The organism is Streptomyces sp. NBC_00667 (assembly GCF_036226825.1).
Classification (GTDB): domain Bacteria; phylum Actinomycetota; class Actinomycetes; order Streptomycetales; family Streptomycetaceae; genus Streptomyces.
Map to the genome: position 1 here is coordinate 3848638 of NZ_CP109022.1, position 17912 is coordinate 3866549.

The window sequence follows — 17912 nt, forward strand, 5'->3', positions numbered from 1 at the left end:
GAACGCGACCGGGTCCGTCCGGCGTATCGCCAAAATCATGCAAGCACGCTTGATTGTTTTACCGACCCCTGCCAGGCTTCCCCCCACGCCGAGAAGGGGAGCGCACCGTGCCCGATCCGTCCGCTGTCGCCGTCTTCGCCGATCTCCGCGCGGAGGGAGACGAACTCGACTCGCTGGTGGGCCAGTTGCCCGAGGCCGGCTGGGCGGAGCCCACACCCGCCGCCGGGTGGACCGTCGCCCACCAGATCGCCCACCTGCACTGGACCGACCGGGCCTCGCTGCTCGCACTCACCGACGCCGAGAGCTTCGCGGTCATGGCCGAGGAGGCGGCGAAGGCCCCCGACACCTTCGTGGACGAGGGCGCCGCCGAGGGGGCCCTGCTGGGCGCCGCCGAGCTGCTGGTCCGGTGGCGCCAGGGGCGGGCCGCCCTCGACGCGGCGCTCGCCGCCGCCGATCCGGGGGCCCGTTTCCCCTGGTACGGGCCGCCGATGAAAGCCGCCTCGATGGCGAGCGCCCGGCTGATGGAGACCTGGGCGCACGGGCAGGACGTCGCCGACGCGCTGGGCGTCCGGCGGGTCCCGACGGCCAGGCTGCGGCACGTCGCACGGATCGGGGTGCGGGCGCGGGACTACGCGTACGCGGTACGGGGCCTTCCGGCGCCCGGCGAGGAGTTCCGGGTGGAACTGCTCGCCCCGGACGGCTCCGGCATCTGGGCGTTCGGGCCCGAAGACGCCGGGCAGCGGGTCGCGGGGCCGGCGCTGGACTTCTGCCTGCTGGTCACCCAGCGCGCCCACCGCGCCGACCTGGCCCTGACGGCGACCGGCCCCGACGCCGCGCGCTGGCTGGACATCGCCCAGGCCTTCGCCGGCCCGGCCGGCCCCGGCCGCGCACCCTCGGCGGGCGGGCGTGCTCCTTCGGCCGGCGGGCGGGACGACCGGTGACCGGGCGGCGGCCGCTGCGCATCGGCAACGCCTCCGGCTTCTACGGGGACCGTTTCGACGCGGTGCGCGACATGCTGACGGGCGGCCCGCTGGACGTCCTGACCGGGGACTACCTGGCCGAGCTGACCATGCTGATCCTCGGCCGCGACCGCTTGAAGGACCGGGAACTCGGCTACGCGAAGACCTTCCTGCGCCAGCTGGAGGAGAGCCTGGGCCTCGCGCACGAGCGGGGCGTACGGATCGTCACCAACGCGGGCGGCCTCAACCCGGCCGGACTCGCGGCCGCGATCCGCGAGCTGGCCGCGAAGACGGGCGTCCCCGTGGCGGTGGCGCACGTGGAGGGTGACGACCTGACGCCGTACGCGTCCGCGCGCGGTGATGCGCTCACGGCCAACGCCTACCTCGGCGGCGCGGGGATCGCGGCCTGCCTGCGGGCGGGCGCGGACGTGGTCGTCACCGGCCGGGTCACGGACGCCGCGCTGGTCAGCGGGCCTGCCGCCTGGTGGTTCGACTGGGCGCCGGACGACTTCGACCGGCTGGCGGGGGCGGTGGTGGCGGGACACGTCCTGGAGTGCGGGACGCAGGCCACCGGTGGCAACTACGCCTTCTTCACGCGGCACGACGTGGGCCGCCCCGGGTTCCCGCTCGCGGAGGTCTGCGAGGACGGCTCGTCGGTGATCACGAAGCACCCGGGGACCGGCGGGGCCGTCACTCCCGGCACGGTCACCGCGCAGCTCCTCTACGAGACCCACGGCGCGCGGTACCCCGGCCCCGACGTGACGGCCCGCCTGGACACGGTCCGGCTGGCGCCGGCCGGGCCGGACCGGGTGCGGATCTCGGGGGTCGTGGGGGAACCGCCGCCGGACACCCTCAAGGTGGGGGTGACCCGGGTGGGGGGCTGGCGCAACGAGGTGGTGTTCGTGCTGACCGGCCTGGACATCGAGGAGAAGGCCGGGCTGGTCCGGGAGCAACTCGCGGACGCGCTGCGGGAGGTGGCCGTCGTGGACTGGACGCTGTCCCGCACGGACCACGAGGACGCGCCGACGCAGGAGACGGCGAGCGCACTGCTGCGCCTGGTGGTGCGGGACCCGTCCCCGGACCGGGTGGGACGGTCGCTGACCTCGGCGGCGATCGAGCTGGCGCTGGCGAGTTACCCGGGCTTCCACGTCACGGCCCCGCCGGGCCCGGCGCAGCCGTACGGGGTCTTCACCGCGGAGTCCGTCCCGGCCGCCGAGGTCCCGCACACGGCGGTCCTCCCGGACGGCACCCGCCTCCGCATCCCGGCCGCGCCGGTGAGCGCCGCACCGCAGACCCCACCGGAGCCGCCACCGGAGCCGCCGTCGGAGCCGCCGTCGCAACCGCCCGGGCCTGCGCCCGGGGCCGGGGACGCGGGGGTCACCAGGGCGCCGCTCGGGCGGCTGGCCGGGGCGCGGAGCGGCGACAAGGGCGGGGACGCCAACATCGGCGTCTGGGTCGAGAGCGACGACGCCTGGGCGTGGCTGCGGCGCACGCTGACCACCGAGCTGCTGCGGGAGCTGCTGCCGGAGACCGCGGCCCTGCCCGTCACCCGGCACGTCCTGCCCCACCTGCGCGCCCTCAACTTCACCGTCACCGGCATCCTCGGCGACGGCGTCGCCTCCGCCCACCGCTTCGACCCCCAGGGCAAGGCGCTCGGCGAATGGCTGCGCGCCCGCCACCTCGACATCCCGGACCACCTGTTGTCCGCCCCGGAGGGGACCGGCTCATGACCCGCCTGACCACGACCGTCGACCCGAACGCGCCCGAGCACACCGCGGCCCGCGCCGCCGCCCTGGAGCGCCTCGCCGAACTGGACGCGCAGCACGAGGGCGCCTTGCGCGGGGGCGGCGAGAAGTACACCGCCCGCCACCTCGGCCGCGGCAAGCTCCTGGCCCGCCAACGCGTCGAGCTGCTGCTGGACCCCGACACGCCGTTCCTCGAACTGTCCCCGCTCGCCGCGTGGGGCAGCGACTACCCGGTGGGAGCCTCGATGATCACCGGCATCGGCACCGTCGAGGGCGTCGAGTGCCTGATCACCGCCAACGACCCCACCGTCCGCGGCGGCGCCAGCAACCCCTGGACCCTCAAGAAGGCCCTGCGGGCCCACGAGATCGCCCGGCAGAACCGGCTGCCCTGCGTCAGCCTCGTGGAGTCCGGCGGCGCGGACCTGCCCTCGCAGAAGGAGATCTTCATCCCGGGCGGCGCCGTCTTCCGGGACATCACCCGGCTGTCGGCCGACGGCATCCCCACGGTCGCCGTCGTCTTCGGCAACTCCACCGCCGGAGGCGCGTACATCCCCGGGATGTCCGACCACACCGTCATGATCAAGGACCGTTCGAAGGTGTTCCTCGGCGGTCCGCCCCTGGTCAAGATGGCGACCGGCGAGGAGAGCGACGACGAGTCCCTCGGCGGGGCCGACATGCACGCGCGGACCTCCGGTCTCGCCGACCACTACGCCCTCGACGAGTACGACGCCATCCGCCAGGCCCGCCGGATCGTCGCCCGGCTCAACCACCGCAAGCCGTACCAGGATCCGCCGGCCGCACCCGAGCCGCTGTACGACCCCGAGGAACTCCTCGGCATCGTCCCCGAGGACCTGAGGACGCCCTTCGACCCGCGCGAGGTCATCGCCAGGATCGTCGACGCCTCCGACTTCGACGAGTTCAAGCCCCTCTACGGCACCAGCCTGGTCACCGGCTGGGCCGGCCTGCACGGCCATCCCGTCGGCATCCTCGCCAACGCCCAAGGCGTGCTGTTCAGCGCCGAGTCGCAGAAGGCCGCCCAGTTCATCCAGCTCGCCAACCAGCGTGACATCCCGCTGCTGTTCCTCCACAACACCACCGGCTACATGGTCGGCAAGGAGTACGAACAGGGCGGCATCGTCAAGCACGGCTCGATGATGATCAACGCCGTCTCCAACTCCCGCGTCCCGCACCTGTCCGTCCTCATCGGAGCCAGCTACGGCGCCGGCCACTACGGCATGTGCGGCCGGGCCTACGAGCCGCGGTTCCTCTTCGCCTGGCCCAGCGCCAAGTCCGCCGTCATGGGGCCCGCGCAGCTGGCCGGTGTGCTGTCGATCGTCGCCCGGCAGTCCGCCGCCGCGAAGGGCCGGCCCTACGACGAGGAGGCCGACGCCGGGATGCGCGCCTACGTGGAGGCGCAGATCGAGTCGGAGTCCCTGCCGATGTTCCTGTCCGGGCGGCTGTACGACGACGGGGTCATCGACCCGCGCGACACCCGTACCGTCCTCGGCCTGTGCCTGTCGGCCGTCCACAACGCCCCCGTCGAGGGCGCCCGTGGCGGCTTCGGCGTCTTCCGGATGTGAGCCCGCAGATGACCATCACCTCGCTGCTCGTCGCCAACCGCGGCGAGATCGCCGTACGGATCTTCCGGACCGCCCGTGACCTGGGCCTGGCCACCGTCGCCGTGCACTCCGATGCCGACGCCGACGCCCTGCACGTGCGCCGCGCCGACGCGGCCGTACGGCTGCCCGGCACCGCGCCCGCCGACACCTACCTGCGCGCCGACCTGCTCGTGGGGGCCGCCCTCGCGGCGGGAGCCGACGCCGTGCACCCCGGCTACGGGTTCCTCTCCGAGAACGCCGGCTTCGCGCGTGCCGTGCGCGAGGCCGGGCTGACCTGGATCGGCCCGCCGCCCGAGGCCATCGAGGCCATGGCCTCCAAGACCCGGGCCAAGGAGCTCGTGCGCGCGGCCGGCGTGCCGCTCCTGGACCCCGTCGACCCGGCCGGGGTCACCGCCGCCGACCTGCCCCTGCTGCTCAAGGCCGCGGCGGGCGGCGGCGGCCGCGGGATGCGCGTCGTACGGGACCTCGACCGCCTCAAGGAGGAGCTGGAGGCCGCCCGGGCGGAGGCCCGCTCCGCCTTCGGCGACGACGAGGTGTTCGCCGAGCCGTACGTCGAACGGGGCCGCCACGTGGAGGTGCAGGTACTGGCCGACGCCCACGGCACCGTCTGGGCGCTCGGCACCCGCGACTGCTCGCTCCAGCGGCGCCACCAGAAGGTGATCGAGGAGGCCCCCGCACCCGGCCTGCCGGGACCGTTGCGCGAGCGCCTCCACCAGGCCGCCGTGGCCGCCGCCCGGGCCGTCTCCTACGAGGGCGCCGGTACCGTCGAGTTCCTCGTGACCGCCGACGGCCGCCCGTACTTCCTGGAGATGAACACCCGCCTCCAGGTGGAACACCCCGTCACCGAAGCCGTCTTCGGCCTCGACCTCGTCGCCCTCCAGCTGCGGATCGCCGAGGGTGCGGCGCTGCCGCCGGCGCCCCCCGAGCCCGCCGGGCACGCGGTCGTGGCCCGCCTGTACGCGGAGGATCCCGCCCGGGACTGGCGCCCGCAGACCGGGGTGCTCCACACCCTCGCCGTGCCCGGCGCGGTGCGCGTGGACACCGGCTTCGCGGACGGGGACGGCGTCGGCGTGCACTACGACCCGATGCTGGCCAAGGTCGTCGCCCACGCCCCGACCCGGGCCGAGGCCGTCCGCCGTCTCGCCCATGCCCTCGCCGGAGCGCGGATCCACGGCGTGACGACCAACCGGGACCTCCTCGTACGGTCCCTGCGGCACCCGGAGTTCACCGCCGGGCAGCTCGACACCGGGTTCTACGAGCGCCACCTCGCCGCGCTCACCGAACCCGCCCCGGACGCGGAGCGGGCCGCGTCCCTGGCCGCGCTCGCCGCGGCCCTCTCCGACGCCGCGCCGGGACCGGAGGCCGGGCTCGCGACCCGGCTGGGCGGCTGGCGCAACCTGCGCTCGCAGCCGCAGGTACGGCGCTACGCCGTGGCCGGCGCCGAATACGAGGTTGCCTACCACCCGGCGCGCAGCGGGCCCCCGCAGCCCGTCGACCACCCCGGTGTCCGGGTCCTGGCCGCTGAGCCGGGACTGGTCACCCTCGAAGTGGACGGCGTCCGGCGGGTGTTCCACGTGAAACACAAATCGAACAAGGGGGGTGTCGGCCCGGCGGAGGTCTACGTGGACTGCGCGCCGGGTGCCCACACCCTGACCCGGCTGCCCCGGTTCGCGGACCCCGAGGACCGCACCGAACCCGGCTCCCTGCTCGCTCCGATGCCCGGCACCGTCGTGCGCGTCGCCGAGGGCCTCGCCCCCGGCTGCGCCGTCACCGCCGGACAGCCCCTGCTCTGGCTGGAGGCGATGAAGATGGAACACCGCATCGTCGCGCCCGCCTCCGGCACGCTCACCGCGCTCCACGCCGCAACCGGCCACCAGGTCGAATTCGGCGCCCTGCTCGCCGTAGTCCAGGAGGAAACGCCCGCATGAGCAACTCCGTTGTGGAATCCGAAGAGCACCAGGCACTGCGCGCGGCCGTCGCCGCCCTCGGGCAGCGCTACGGCCGCGAGTACCTCGCCCGCACGGCCCGCGAAGGCCGTCACCCCGAGGAGCTGTGGGCCGATGCCGCGAAGCTCGGCTACCTCGGCGTCAACCTGCCCGAGGAGTACGGCGGCGGGGGCGGTGGCATCACCGAACTCTCGATCGTCCTCGAAGAGCTGGGCGCCGCCGGATGTCCGCTGCTGATGATGGTCGTCTCGCCCGCCATCTGCGGCACCGTGATCTCCCGCTTCGGCACCGAGGCGCAGAAGCGGGCGTGGCTGCCCGGCCTGGCCGACGGCAGTCGCACGATGGCCTTCGGCATCACCGAACCCGACGCCGGGTCCAACTCGCACCGCATCACCACCACCGCCCGGCGGGACGGTGACTCATGGGTGCTGAGCGGGCGGAAGGTGTTCATCTCGGGCGTGGACATCGCGGACGCCACCTTGATCGTCGGCCGCACCGAGGACGCCGCGTCGGGGCGGCTCAAGCCCTGCCTGTTCATCGTGCCGCGTGATGCGCCCGGGTTCTCCCGCTCGGTCATCGACATGGAACTCCAGGCAGCGGAGAAGCAGTTCGAGCTGGTTCTGGACGAGGTCCGGCTGCCCGCCGACGCGCTGGTCGGCGAGGAGGACGCCGGGCTGCTCCAGCTGTTCGCCGGGCTCAACCCCGAGCGGATCATGACCGCCGCCTTCGCCCTCGGCATGGGCCGGTACGCGCTGGCCAAGGCCGTGGACTACGCGAAGACCCGCCAGGTGTGGAAGGAGCCCGTCGGCGCCCACCAGGCCATCGCCCACCCGCTGGCCCAGTCCCACATCGAACTGGAACTGGCCCGCCTGATGATGCGCAAGGCCGCGCTGCTGTACGACGCGGGCGACGACATGGGCGCGGGCGAGGCCGCCAACATGGCCAAGTACGCCGCCGCCGAGGCCTGCGTCCGGGCGGTGGACCAGTCGGTCCACACCCTCGGCGGCAACGGCCTCACCCGCGAGTACGGCCTGGCCTCCCTCATCACCGCGTCCCGCGTGGCCCGCATCGCCCCGGTCAGCCGGGAGATGATCCTCAACTTCGTCTCCCACCAGACCCTGGGCCTCCCCAAGTCCTACTAGCGCCCGTCCGGACCGGGCCTGACCCCGGACAGGGCCTCGCCCCGGACAGGGCCGGACCGGGCCTCGCCCCGGACGGGGCCCGGGCGGGGCCTCGGCCGGGCAGGCCGACCCGCCCGCCGAGGCCGCGCCCGACCACCCGCCGGGGGTGCCGCCCCGCAGGGGGGCTTCGGCCGGGCGGACCCGGGGCGCATACCCTCCCCACCGGGGAGGTTCCCCGACCTGCGCAGAGCTCCGGAGGAGACATGGCCCCACTCGTGCACGCCGCCCAGGCGGCCGGCATCACCACGCTGACCCTCGACTCCCCGGCCAACCGCAACGCACTCTCCGCAGCCCTCGTCGGCGAGCTGCGCGCGGCCCTCGCCGGGGCCGGTGCGGATCCGGCGGCCCGGGCCGTCGTGCTCACCCACACCGGCACCACCTTCTGCTCCGGCGCCGATCTCAAGTCCCCCTGCGCCCCGGCCGACTTCCTGGCCCTGCTGCGGGAGATCGCGGAGCTCCCCACGCCCGTCGTGGCCCGCGTCACCGGACACGTACGGGCCGGCGGCCTCGGGCTGCTCGGCGCCTGCGACATCGCCGCCGCCGGGCCGCAGTCCACGTACGCCTTCACCGAGACCCACCTGGGCGTCGTACCGGCCGTCATCTCCGCACCGCTGCTGCCCCGCCTGGACCCCCGCGCGGCGGCCCGGTACTTCCTGACCGCCGAGGCCTTCGGCGCCGCGGAGGCAGCCCGGATCGGCCTGCTCACCCTGCACGGCGAGGACGTCGACGAGGTGCTCGCCCCCGTCCTCGCGGGCCTGCGCAAAGCCGGCCCCCAGGCCCTCGCCGCGACGAAACGGCTGCTGACCGCGCCGGTCCGGGCCGCGCTCGCCGGGGACGGCGCCGCCCTGACCGAGCTGTCGGCCCGCCACTTCGCCTCCGAAGAGGCCCGCGAGGGCATCACCGCCCGCTTCGAGCGCCGGGACCCGTCATGGGCACGGTGACCGGCGCCGGGACGACGACCGCCGGACCCAAGCAGGCCCGCAGCCGCGTGACCCGCCGCCACCTCCTGGAGGCCGCCGTCTCCTGCCTGGCCGAACACGGCTGGGCCGGTTCCACCGTCGCCGTCGTCGCCGAACGGGCCGGGGTCTCGCGCGGCGCGGCCCAGCACCACTTCCCGACCCGCGAGAAGCTGTTCACGGCCGCCGTGGAGCACGTCGCCGAGGAACGCTCCACCGCCCTGCGCGAGCTGTTCCACGCGGGCCCGGCCCCGCGCGCGGCCGTGGTCGAGGCCCTGGTCGACCTGTACACCGGAACCCTCTTCCGGGCCGCCCTCCAGCTGTGGGTCGCCGCCTCCAACGAGGAGCAGCTGCGCCCGCACGTCAGTGGGCTCGAAGCCCGTGTGGGCCGCGAGACCCACCGCATCGCCGTCGAACTGCTCGGCGCGGACGAGTCGGTGCCGGGCGTGCGGGAGACCGTGCAGGGCCTCCTCGACATGGCCCGCGGCCTGGGCCTGGCCAACGTCCTGTCCGACGACACGGCCCGCCGGGCCCGCGTCGTCACCCAATGGGCCCGCATCCTGGACGCCGCGCTCGGAGCCTGAGCACCCGGACGACCCCGGGCACCCTGCGCACACCGCGGGCGCCGCCCCCCGTCCGGGGTGCGGCGCCCCGGCGCAGCGGGCGGCGGATCAGGCCGTCTCGGCGATGTCCGCGTACCCCTGGATGTCGCGCGGGTCCCGCCGGCTCGGGCCGATGTAGCGGGCCGACGGGCGGACCAGGCGGCCCGTGCGCTTCTGCTCCAGGATGTGCGCCGACCAGCCCGCCGTGCGGGCGCAGGTGAACATCGAGGTGAACATGTGCGCCGGGACCTCCGCGAAGTCCAGCATGATCGCCGCCCAGAACTCCACGTTCGTCGCGAGCACCCGGTCGGGACGGCGCGCGTGCAGTTCCTCCAGCGCCGCCTTCTCCAGCGCGGCGGCGACCTCGTAGCGCGGCGCGTCCAACTCCTTGGCGGTGCGCCGCAGCACGCGGGCACGCGGGTCCTCGGCCCGGTAGACCCGGTGTCCGAAGCCCATCAGCCGCTCGCCCTTGTCCAGGGCCTTCTTCACGTAGGCCACGGCGTCGCCGGTGCGCTCGATCTCCTCGATCATGCCGAGGACCCGGGACGGCGCCCCGCCGTGCAGCGGCCCGGACATCGCCCCGACGGCGCCCGAGAGCGCCGCCGCCACGTCGGCGCCGGTGGAGGCGATCACCCGAGCGGTGAAGGTGGAGGCGTTCATGCCGTGCTCGGCGGCGGAGGTCCAGTACGCGTCGACGGCCTTGACGTGCCGGGGGTCCGGCTCGCCCCGCCAGCGGATCATGAACCGCTCGACGACGGACTCGGCCTTGTCGATCTCCTTCTGCGGCACCATCGGCAGTCCCTGGCCGCGGGCCGACTGGGCGACGTAGGACAGCGCCATCACGGCCGCCCGCGCCAGGTCGTCCCGCGCCGTCCGCTCGTCGATGTCGAGGAGCGGTTTCAGACCCCACACGGGGGCCAGCATCGCCAGCGCGGACTGCACGTCGACCCGGATGTCACCGGAGTGCACCGGGATCGGGAAGGGCTCGGCGGCCGGCAGACCGGGGTTGAAGGCACCGTCGACCAGCAGGCCCCACACGTTCCCGAAGGAGACGTGGCCGACCAGGTCTTCGATGTCCACCCCCCGGTAGCGGAGGGACCCGCCCTCCTTGTCGGGCTCGGCGATCTCCGTCTCGAACGCGACGACCCCTTCGAGCCCGGGTACGAAGTCGGACATCAGGCGGCTCCTCAGATAGTGCGAACACGCGCGGCTCCCGGCGTGATTCGCGGTCCGGCGCGGTCATCCCCGTTGATGCCCGGCACGGCCGATGGTCATCCGTGCGGGGACCCTCGGACCGGCCCCAAGATTTTGTCCGTTCCGCATGGCCTGCGGAAGCGTGACATACGGCACACCCCTGGCGGTCGCACTGCGGCAGGATGGCCCGCGTGACCCACCAGGACCTTGATCCCGCCACCATGCGCAAGCACTATCGCTCCGAGATCGTCGACGAGGAGAGCCTCGCCGGGGACCCGATGCAGCAGTTCGCGCTGTGGTTCCGGCAGACCGCCGCGTCGCACCTCTTCGAACCCAACGCGATGGTCGTCTCGACCGCGACCGCCGACGGGCGGCCCAGCTCCCGCACGGTGCTGCTCAAGCAGTTCGACGAGCGGGGCTTCGTCTTCTTCACCAACTACGCCTCCCGCAAGGGGGTCGAGATCGCCGAGAACCCGTACGTGTCGCTGCTGTTCCCCTGGCACCCGATCGCCCGCCAGGTCATCGTGACGGGTACGGCCGCCCGGATCGGCCGCGACGAGACCGCCGCGTACTTCCGTTCGCGCCCGCACGGCTCGCAGCTGGGGGCCTGGGCGAGTGCGCAGTCCCAGGTGATCGGCTCCCGGGCGGAGCTGGACCGGCGCTACGCGGAGCTGGCGGAGCGCTACCCGGAGGGCGAGCAGGTGCCGGTGCCGCCGGAGTGGGGAGGCCTGCGGGTGGTGCCCGAGGCGGTGGAGTTCTGGCAGGGCCACGAGAACCGGCTGCACGACCGGCTGCGCTACGTCCGCGAGGGCGGGCAGTGGCGGGTCGAGCGGCTCTGCCCGTAGCGGTCCCGCAGGAGGGACGGCCGGGAGGCCGGACATCCGGGGAGTCCGGGAGGCCCGGAGAGCGCAGGGCGCGCGGGGAGCCCCGGAAATGCAGACGACCCGCGGGCTCGGGATCCTCTCCTGCAGTGAGAGGAGCCGGCCGGACGTACCGGCGAGCCCGCGGGTCGGGTGACTGCTTGGGATTGGCGCCTGGCGTTCCCGCCGGGCACCGCACTGGGTGCGTGCGACGACGGGCGCTTTAGCCCGCAGCCACCTCACGCGTCCGGTTTCCGTACATTTCGGGAACCACCTCCCTTCTCGTGTACGGCAGAGCCTACGAGCCCGTCCCGAGTCGCTCAAGGCATTTACGGCCCCGACTTCGCCCGGGCGGCCGGAGGGGAAAAAACGGGACGATTCGGGGAAGGGGGTGTGGGCTGCGTCACGTTTCAGTTCAATGATCTGACGTGCCGCATACGCGAACACCTGCAGGGGGTGCCAGGTGAGTGTTTCCGGACGTAACGAGACCGCCGACGATCTGCTCGCAGCGCTGCTGGACGGGATGGACGCCGCCCTGTGCGCGTTCGACGCCGACGGCGTGATCACCCACTGGAACCGCGAAGCCGAGCGGATCCTCGGCTGGACCGCCGCCGAGGCCGTCGGCCGGCGCGGGTTCGCCGGCTGGGCGGTGCGCGCGGCCGACGCGCACGACGTGGAGGACCGGCTGATGTCCGCCCAGGACTCGCCCGGCCGGCACGTGCACGAGTTCGCGCTGCTGACCAAGGACGGCGGCCGGGTCCTCGTACGGACCCAGTCCGCCGGGGTGCCTGGCGCGGACGGCAAGCCCGCCGGCGTCTACTGCGCGTTCAGCGAGGTGCACGCGCAGATCGACCTGGAGCGGTCCATCGCCCTGAGCGAGGCGCTGCTGGAGGACGCCTCCTGGGGGGTCGTCCTGGTCGACGTCGACTTACGCCCGGCCGTGGTGAACCTGCACGCCGCCCGCGCCTTCGGGTCCGGGCGCACCGCCCTGCTGGGGCGACCGCTCGGGGAGCTGCTGGCGCAGGGCGTGGAGGAACTGGAGGGCGCGCTCCAGCACGTGCTGGCGGAGGGGGTCCCGCCCGCGCCGCTGGAGCTGTGGGTCTCGGTCCGTACGCCGGAAGGGGTGCGGAGGCGGTGCTGGCGCTCGGGGTTCCTGCGGCTGGCCTCGCCGCTGGCGGAGCTGCCGGTGCCGCTCGGGGTCGGCTGGCTGTTCCAGGACGTCACCGAGGCCAGGCAGGCCGAGCTGGACACCGGGCAGCTGCGGTTCCGGTCCAACCAGCTCTACCGGGCGGGGCGGGCCGCCGCCGAGTGCGAGGACCCGGCGGAGGCAGCCGCCGTACGGCTGGACTTCGCCCTGGCCGGTTTCGCGGAGCACGCGCTGGTGGACGTCCTGGACGTTCCCGACGTCCTCGACGGCCCGGCGGACCCGCGCACCGACCCGGCCGTGCCCGGACGCCGCAGACGGCTCGTCCGCTCGGCGGTGTCGCCGTCGGGGCAGACCCTGCTGCTGCCGGAGCCGGGCGCGATCCCGGTCCGGTACGCGGGCATGCACCCGGCCTTGCAGGCCCTGGACCGGATCGGCCCGGTGCGGGCCAGCGTCCCGGCGGGGGAGCCGCCCGAGGCGTGGGCGCGGGCCCGGCACTGGCCCCCGGACGCGGCGCACGCCCTGTGCACGGTGCTGCGCAGCCGGGGCCGGACCCTGGGCGCGCTGACGTTCCTGCGGGGCGCCTCGCGCCCGGCGTTCGAGCGCGCGGACGCCCTGTACGCGGAGGAGGTGGCGGCCCGGGTCGCGGCGGACCTGGACCTGGCCCGCCACACGACGGGCCGCCCGGCGGACCTCTGAGCCGGGGGCGGCGCCGGCCGGGGCCTTCGCCCGTCCGGCCGGGCCGTCCCCCGCGGACCTCGGCGGCCCGCGCCGCACGGACAGCCCTCAGTGGCGGAAGAAGATCCGGTCGCCGTACTCCTGCATGACGCGGCCGTTCCACTCGTGGCCGCCGTCGACGTTGCCCGAGCGCAGCAGCGGCGGCTGCAGCCCGCGCGTGGCCAGTTCGCCGGCCGCCGCCGCCATCACGGCCTGCATGATCGCGCAGGTCACGACGGTGGAGGCGGGTGCGAAGGGCGCGTCGATGCCGTCGAGGCTCAGCTCGGCGTCGCCGACCGCGATCTTGCTGTCGAGGACGATGTCGCAGTGGTCCTTGAGGAAGGTGCCCGACGCGTGCCGCGACCGGGTCCCGGTCGCGTACGCCACGGAGGTCACGCCGATCACCGTGAGGCCGATGGCGCGGGCGTTCACGGCCATCTCGACCGGCAGGGCGTTGCGCCCCGAAAGGGAAATGATCACGAGGACGTCGCCCTCGGCGGCCGGGCTGCTGTCCAGAACGGCCGCGGCGAGGCCGTCGACGCGCTCCAGGGCGCTTCCGAGGGTGGCCGGCATGACGTCGATGCCCGCGGTGCCGGGCACGGCGAGGAAGTTCATCAGGGCCAGCCCGCCGGCCCGGTAGACCACGTCCTGGGCGGGCAGCGAGGAGTGCCCGGCGCCGAAGGCGAAGAGCCGCTTGCCGCCGGCGACGGCGTCGGCGATGGCCGCCCCCGCCGCGCCGATCGGCCCGGCTTCCTCGTCCCGCACCCGCTCCAGCAGGCCGATGGCGGCGTCGAAGAACTGCCCGGCCAGCTTGCTCTCGCTCATACGCCGAAGGCCCTTCCAGGGGTGGGGTGCGGGTGGGTTGCGCCGGTGTCCGCCGCGGTGTCCGCCGCTCACCGTGCGGTCTGGACCAAGGGCGTGTCAATACGAACGTCAATCCGGGGGGCGCGGAGCCCGTGGGCGTGGGAGGGGCCCGGGCGGACGTCCCGTACCGGCCTTGACGTTCGGCACGGGACGGTTGTCGGCCCGATGCGTCAGAATTGGGGGCAGGGCCAGCGCACGCAATCCGAGGGGCACGAATGTCCGGACTGATCGACACGACGGAGATGTACCTCCGCACCATCCTCGAACTGGAAGAGGAAGGCGTGGTCCCCATGCGAGCCCGGATCGCCGAGCGGCTCGATCAGAGCGGCCCGACGGTGAGCCAGACGGTCGCCCGGATGGAGCGCGACGGCCTGGTGGCCGTCGCCAGCGACCGGCACCTGGAGCTGACGGAGGAGGGGCGGCGGCTGGCGACGCGCGTGATGCGCAAGCACCGGCTGGCCGAGTGCCTGCTCGTCGACGTCATCGGGCTGGAGTGGGAGCAGGTGCACGCCGAGGCCTGCCGCTGGGAGCACGTGATGAGCGAGGCGGTGGAGCGGCGGGTGCTGGAGCTGCTGCGCCACCCGACGGAGTCGCCGTACGGGAACCCGATCCCGGGGCTGGAGGAGCTGGGCGAGAAGGCCGAGGCGGACCCGTTCCTGGAGGCCGGCATGGTCAGCCTCTCGGAGCTGGACCCGGGCGCCGAGGGCAAGACCGTGGTGGTGCGCCGGATCGGCGAGCCGATCCAGACCGACGCCCAGCTGATGTACACGCTGCGGCGGGCCGGGGTGCAGCCCGGGTCGGTGGTCAGCGTGACGGAGTCCCCGGGCGGGGTGCTGGTCGGCAGCGGCGGCGAGGCCGCGGAGCTGGGGGCGGAGATCGCCTCGCACGTGTTCGTCGCGAAGCGCTGACGGCGCGGCGGGTGACGCAAGCGGTCCCGGCGCCTTGCGGCGCCGGGACCGATCCTCCCCTGACTGACCTGGAGCCCCGAGCTCTCAAGGTCATCCCCTTCGGACCGTCTTCCCCGAGCGGCCCGCCTCCCTGCTGAAAGGATCTCCATCGGCAGCGGCGGCCAATCCTTGAGCAAGGTCACTCGAAAGAGCGGTGTTGTCGGCGAGAGCGCCATTTTCGAATACGGGTTCGATACCCTGACGGGGATCGAAGGGGGTGCATCTGCGGTGGTACAGCGCATCGATGTCACAGGGGCCGACGGCGTACGCCTGGCCGCCTGGGAGTTCCTCGCACCGGGCCGCGGGACCCGTGGCGAACCCCGTACGCCCGAGGAACCCGAGCGGCCCTCGGTCCTGTTACTCCACGGCCTGATGGGCCGCGCCCTGCACTGGGCCGGAACCGCCCGCTGGCTCGCCGAGGACCGCCGGGTCGTGGCACTGGACCAGCGCGGGCACGGTCAGAGCGGCCGTCCGCCGACCGGCTCCCCGTCTCCCGCCGCATTCGGGCGCGAAGCCTTCGTCGCCGATGCCGAGGCCGCCGTCGAACAGCTCGGCCTCGCCCCCGTCACCCTGATCGGCCATTCCATGGGCGCCCTCACCGCCTGGCAGCTCGCGGCCCGCCGCCCGGAGCTGGTGGAGGCCCTGGTCATCTGCGACATGCGGGCCTCCGCGCTCGGCGAGGCCTCGCAGCGGGAGTGGGAGGACTGGTTCCACCGCTGGCCGCTGCCCTTCCCCACCCAGGACGCGGCCCGCCGCTGGTTCGGCGAGGACGACCCCCGGGTGGACCGCCCCGACCCCGGCCGCGGCGCGTTCTTCGCCGAGGTCATGCACCAGGCCGAGGACGGCTGGCGCCCCCTCTTCTCCCGCCGCCAGATGCTGACGGCCCGTGAGACGTGGGTCCACGACGCGCACTGGGAGGAGCTGGCCCAGGTCCGCTGCCCCACGCTGGTCGTGCGCGGGCTCGACGGCGAACTGGGCCGCGCCGAAGCCCAGGAGATGGTCCGCGTCCTGCCTGCCGGCCGGTACGCGGAGATCCCCGATGCCGGCCACTACCTGCACTACGACCAGCCGGCCGCCTGGCGGGCGGTCCTGGAGCCCTTCCTCGACGGCGTCAGGGCCGCTTCCTGACAAACTCGCAGAAACCACCAGCGGTTCGCGCGCGCCGGCACCGAGGATGCGGGGAGGTGGCTCCCGCGGGCGGGGCGTGGTGGAGAGGGATGCGAGACGTGGACGAACATGAACTGCTGGCCGACCGGTTCGAGGAGCACCGCGCGCACCTCAAAGCCGTGGCCTACCGGATGCTGGGCTCCCTCGGCGAGGCGGAGGACGCCGTGCAGGAGGCCTGGCTGCGGCTCGGCCGCAGTGACGTCGGCGCGGTGGAGAACCTCGGCGGGTGGCTGACGACCGTGGTGTCGCGGCTGTGCCTGGACACCCTGCGCTCACGTGCGGCCCGGCGCGAGGATCCGCTGGAGAGCAGCTTCATGCCGGATCCCGTCGTCAGCCGTGAGGCGGTGACCGATCCCGAGCAGCAGGCGATGCTGGCCGACTCGGTGGGGCTGGCGCTGATGGTGGTGCTGGAGTCGCTCTCGCCGGCCGAGCGGCTCTCGTTCGTGCTGCACGACATGTTCGCCGTGCCCTTCGACGAGATCGCCCCGATGCTGGAGAAGTCGCCCGTGGCCGTACGGCAGTTGGCGAGCCGTGCGCGCCGCCGGGTGCAGGGCCGGGCCGCCGTCCCGGACCCCGACCTCGGCGCACAGCGCCGGGTGGTCGACGCGTTCTTCGCCGCGGCCCGCGAAGGCGACTTCGAGGCGCTCGTCGCGGTGCTGCACCCCGACATCGTCCTGCGCTCCGACGGCGGCGCGGCACGCCCCGGCCGCATGGTCGTCGTCAACGGCGCCCGGACCGTGGCCGGGCAGGCGCTCCTGTTCAGCGGCCTGTCGCCGTTCGTCCGCCCGGCGCTGATCAACGGCGCCGCGGGCGTGGTCGTCTCCGAGAACGGGCGTCCACTGTCGGTCATGGCCTTCACCGTCACCGACGGCCTGATCGTCAGCATCGACTCCCTCGGCGACCCCGACCGCCTCGCCTCGCTCGACCTGGCCGGCATCGAGACCGAGTCCTAGGCGCTCAGGCCCCAGGGGGCTCAGTCCGCCATGTGGGGCAGCCAGCCGCGCTGGACCGCCCGTACGCCGAACTCGAAGCGGCTGCGGGCGTTCAGCCGGTCCATCAGGTCCGTGGCCAGCCGACGGGCGGTGCGCGAGGAGACCGCCAGCCGCTTGGCGATCGCCTCGTCCGTCAGGCCTTGGGCCAGCAGCCGGATGACGGTGGTCTCCTGCGGGCTGAGGCCGCCCTCGTCACGGGCCGTCCCGGCCGTCCCCAGCGGGCGCGCGGCACCCCAGACGTTGTCGAAGAGCGCGCAGAGCGCCATCAGCGTGCCCTCCCCGGTCAGCACCACCGCGCCCGCCGCGCTGTCCTCGCTGCTGACCGGGATGACGGCGGTCGACTTATCGAAGATCATCAGCCGGGTGGGCAGCTCCGGAGCGGTCCGCACCTCGCCGCCGAGTTCCCCCAGCCAGGTCGCGTAGGCCACCGTCGTCTGACTGTTGCGGACGCTGTCGAGGAAGAGCGAGCGCATCCGCACACCCCGGCCGAGCAGCGCCTGGTCATTGGGTTTCGACGCTTCCAGACTCTCCGCACGGTGCCCGCCGCCCGGTGCGAACGTCATCAGGTCGGTGCGGGCCTCGTGCGCCAGGCCCGCGATCCGGTCACGGATGGCGTCCAGGCCCAGCAGCTGCTCCACACCCGGGCTGGACGAGGCCGGCGTCAGGTCGGCGAACTCGGCGATGAGTTGCGTGGCCGCGGCCCGTGAGGCCTCGATCCGCAGCTGCTGGGCGGCGAGTTCCGCCTGCTGGCGCGCCATGAGGAGCTCCATGCCGACCTCGGGCGACACCGCGCGCAGCTGACCCTGCCGCTCGTAGGACGGACGGACCAGCGCCAGTTCGCTGAGGAGGTCCAGGCTGCGCCGGACGTCCCCTTCGGGTGCGCCGAGGCGGTCGGCGAGGGTGGCAACGCCCTCCGCCGGGTGAGCGAGCATGGTGCGGTAGACGGCCTCTGACGTGGCGTCGAGGCCGAGAGTGGCGAGCACAGCGGTTCCCCCCGTGTGAGCCCTTTTTCGAACAAG

At 74.1% G+C, this 17912-nt stretch carries 15 protein-coding genes; 12 read left to right on the top strand and 3 right to left on the bottom strand.

Going from position 1 to position 17912, the window contains the following annotated elements; genetic code table 11:
- Positions 1-107 precede the first annotated feature (107 nt).
- From OHA81_RS17945 to OHA81_RS17975, 7 genes are all read left to right on the top strand, one after another.
- The gene (locus OHA81_RS17945; protein WP_329197187.1) at positions 108-941 is read left to right on the top strand and encodes a TIGR03084 family metal-binding protein; all 834 of its coding nucleotides are present in this window, start codon (positions 108-110) and stop codon (positions 939-941) included.
- A gap of 71 nt (positions 942-1012) precedes the next feature.
- Positions 1013-2689, top strand: a complete 1677-nt coding sequence (locus OHA81_RS17950) for an acyclic terpene utilization AtuA family protein (RefSeq protein WP_443056775.1) — start codon at positions 1013-1015, stop codon at positions 2687-2689.
- A complete protein-coding gene (locus OHA81_RS17955) occupies positions 2686-4284 on the top strand; it encodes an acyl-CoA carboxylase subunit beta (protein ID WP_329197190.1) in 1599 nt (532 codons plus the stop codon). The genes OHA81_RS17950 and OHA81_RS17955 overlap by 4 nt, the downstream gene beginning before the upstream one ends.
- Positions 4285-4292: 8 nt before the next feature.
- Positions 4293-6251, top strand: coding sequence for an ATP-binding protein (locus OHA81_RS17960; protein ID WP_329197192.1), 1959 nt, complete (start codon positions 4293-4295; stop codon positions 6249-6251).
- Complete coding sequence (locus OHA81_RS17965) at positions 6248-7411, top strand: acyl-CoA dehydrogenase family protein (RefSeq protein WP_329197195.1); 1164 nt, start codon at positions 6248-6250, stop codon at positions 7409-7411. The genes OHA81_RS17960 and OHA81_RS17965 overlap by 4 nt, the downstream gene beginning before the upstream one ends.
- Positions 7412-7653: 242 nt before the next feature.
- Entirely contained in the window at positions 7654-8391 is a 738-nt protein-coding gene (locus OHA81_RS17970) for an enoyl-CoA hydratase family protein (RefSeq protein WP_329197197.1), read from the top strand.
- Positions 8379-8990 carry a TetR/AcrR family transcriptional regulator gene (locus tag OHA81_RS17975; RefSeq protein ID WP_329197198.1) on the top strand — a complete coding sequence of 204 codons (612 nt, stop codon included), beginning with the start codon at positions 8379-8381 and terminating at the stop codon, positions 8988-8990. Before OHA81_RS17970 ends, OHA81_RS17975 begins: the two co-directional genes overlap by 13 nt.
- Before the next feature lie 87 nt (positions 8991-9077).
- Here OHA81_RS17975 and OHA81_RS17980 read toward each other — a convergent pair whose 3' ends face one another.
- On the bottom strand, positions 9078-10184 hold the full coding sequence (locus OHA81_RS17980) for a citrate synthase 2 (RefSeq protein ID WP_190182847.1): 1107 nt from the start codon (positions 10182-10184) through the stop codon (positions 9078-9080).
- Between the two features lie 200 nt (positions 10185-10384).
- Between OHA81_RS17980 and pdxH the strand changes: the two genes are divergently transcribed.
- Together pdxH and OHA81_RS17990 are read left to right on the top strand one after the other, a co-directional pair.
- Positions 10385-11047 carry a pyridoxamine 5'-phosphate oxidase gene (gene pdxH, locus OHA81_RS17985; RefSeq protein ID WP_329197203.1) on the top strand — a complete coding sequence of 221 codons (663 nt, stop codon included), beginning with the start codon at positions 10385-10387 and terminating at the stop codon, positions 11045-11047.
- 478 nt (positions 11048-11525) lie between these two features.
- Entirely contained in the window at positions 11526-12905 is a 1380-nt protein-coding gene (locus OHA81_RS17990) for a PAS domain-containing protein (RefSeq protein WP_329197205.1), read from the top strand.
- 87 nt (positions 12906-12992) lie between these two features.
- Here the strand turns inward: OHA81_RS17990 and OHA81_RS17995 are convergent, their stop codons facing one another.
- The gene (locus OHA81_RS17995) at positions 12993-13748 is read right to left on the bottom strand and encodes an SIS domain-containing protein (RefSeq protein ID WP_329197207.1); all 756 of its coding nucleotides are present in this window, start codon (positions 13746-13748) and stop codon (positions 12993-12995) included.
- A 254-nt stretch (positions 13749-14002) separates the two neighbouring features.
- On the opposite strand from OHA81_RS17995, the gene OHA81_RS18000 reads away from it, so the two are divergent.
- The 3 genes from OHA81_RS18000 (at position 14003) to sigJ (ending at position 16854) form a co-directional block, all read left to right on the top strand.
- On the top strand, positions 14003-14695 hold the full coding sequence (locus OHA81_RS18000; RefSeq protein WP_329197209.1) for a metal-dependent transcriptional regulator: 693 nt from the start codon (positions 14003-14005) through the stop codon (positions 14693-14695).
- 267 nt (positions 14696-14962) lie between these two features.
- Positions 14963-15862, top strand: coding sequence for an alpha/beta fold hydrolase (locus tag OHA81_RS18005; protein WP_329197210.1), 900 nt, complete (start codon positions 14963-14965; stop codon positions 15860-15862).
- Between the two features lie 98 nt (positions 15863-15960).
- On the top strand, positions 15961-16854 hold the full coding sequence (gene sigJ / locus OHA81_RS18010) for an RNA polymerase sigma factor SigJ (protein WP_329197212.1): 894 nt from the start codon (positions 15961-15963) through the stop codon (positions 16852-16854).
- A 20-nt stretch (positions 16855-16874) separates the two neighbouring features.
- Here the strand turns inward: sigJ and OHA81_RS18015 are convergent, their stop codons facing one another.
- Positions 16875-17876: a LuxR C-terminal-related transcriptional regulator gene (locus tag OHA81_RS18015; RefSeq protein ID WP_329197213.1), complete on the bottom strand. Its 1002-nt coding sequence runs from the start codon at positions 17874-17876 to the stop codon at positions 16875-16877.
- Positions 17877-17912 lie beyond the last annotated feature (36 nt).

What these genes read in the sequence shown, in the direction of transcription:
- OHA81_RS17950 (WP_443056775.1), top strand. Translation starts at nt 1,013, where the DNA reads ATGCTGACGGGCGGCCCGCTGGACGTCCTGACCGGGGACTACCTGGCC.
- OHA81_RS17955 (WP_329197190.1), top strand. Translation starts at nt 2,686, where the DNA reads ATGACCCGCCTGACCACGACCGTCGACCCGAACGCGCCCGAGCACACC.
- OHA81_RS17960 (WP_329197192.1), top strand. Translation starts at nt 4,293, where the DNA reads ATGACCATCACCTCGCTGCTCGTCGCCAACCGCGGCGAGATCGCCGTA.
- OHA81_RS17965 (WP_329197195.1), top strand. Translation starts at nt 6,248, where the DNA reads ATGAGCAACTCCGTTGTGGAATCCGAAGAGCACCAGGCACTGCGCGCG.
- OHA81_RS17970 (WP_329197197.1), top strand. Translation starts at nt 7,654, where the DNA reads ATGGCCCCACTCGTGCACGCCGCCCAGGCGGCCGGCATCACCACGCTG.
- OHA81_RS17975 (WP_329197198.1), top strand. Translation starts at nt 8,379, where the DNA reads ATGGGCACGGTGACCGGCGCCGGGACGACGACCGCCGGACCCAAGCAG.
- OHA81_RS17980 (WP_190182847.1), bottom strand. Translation starts at nt 10,184, where the DNA reads ATGTCCGACTTCGTACCCGGGCTCGAAGGGGTCGTCGCGTTCGAGACG.
- pdxH (WP_329197203.1), top strand. Translation starts at nt 10,385, where the DNA reads ATGGCCCGCGTGACCCACCAGGACCTTGATCCCGCCACCATGCGCAAG.
- OHA81_RS17995 (WP_329197207.1), bottom strand. Translation starts at nt 13,748, where the DNA reads ATGAGCGAGAGCAAGCTGGCCGGGCAGTTCTTCGACGCCGCCATCGGC.
- OHA81_RS18000 (WP_329197209.1), top strand. Translation starts at nt 14,003, where the DNA reads ATGTCCGGACTGATCGACACGACGGAGATGTACCTCCGCACCATCCTC.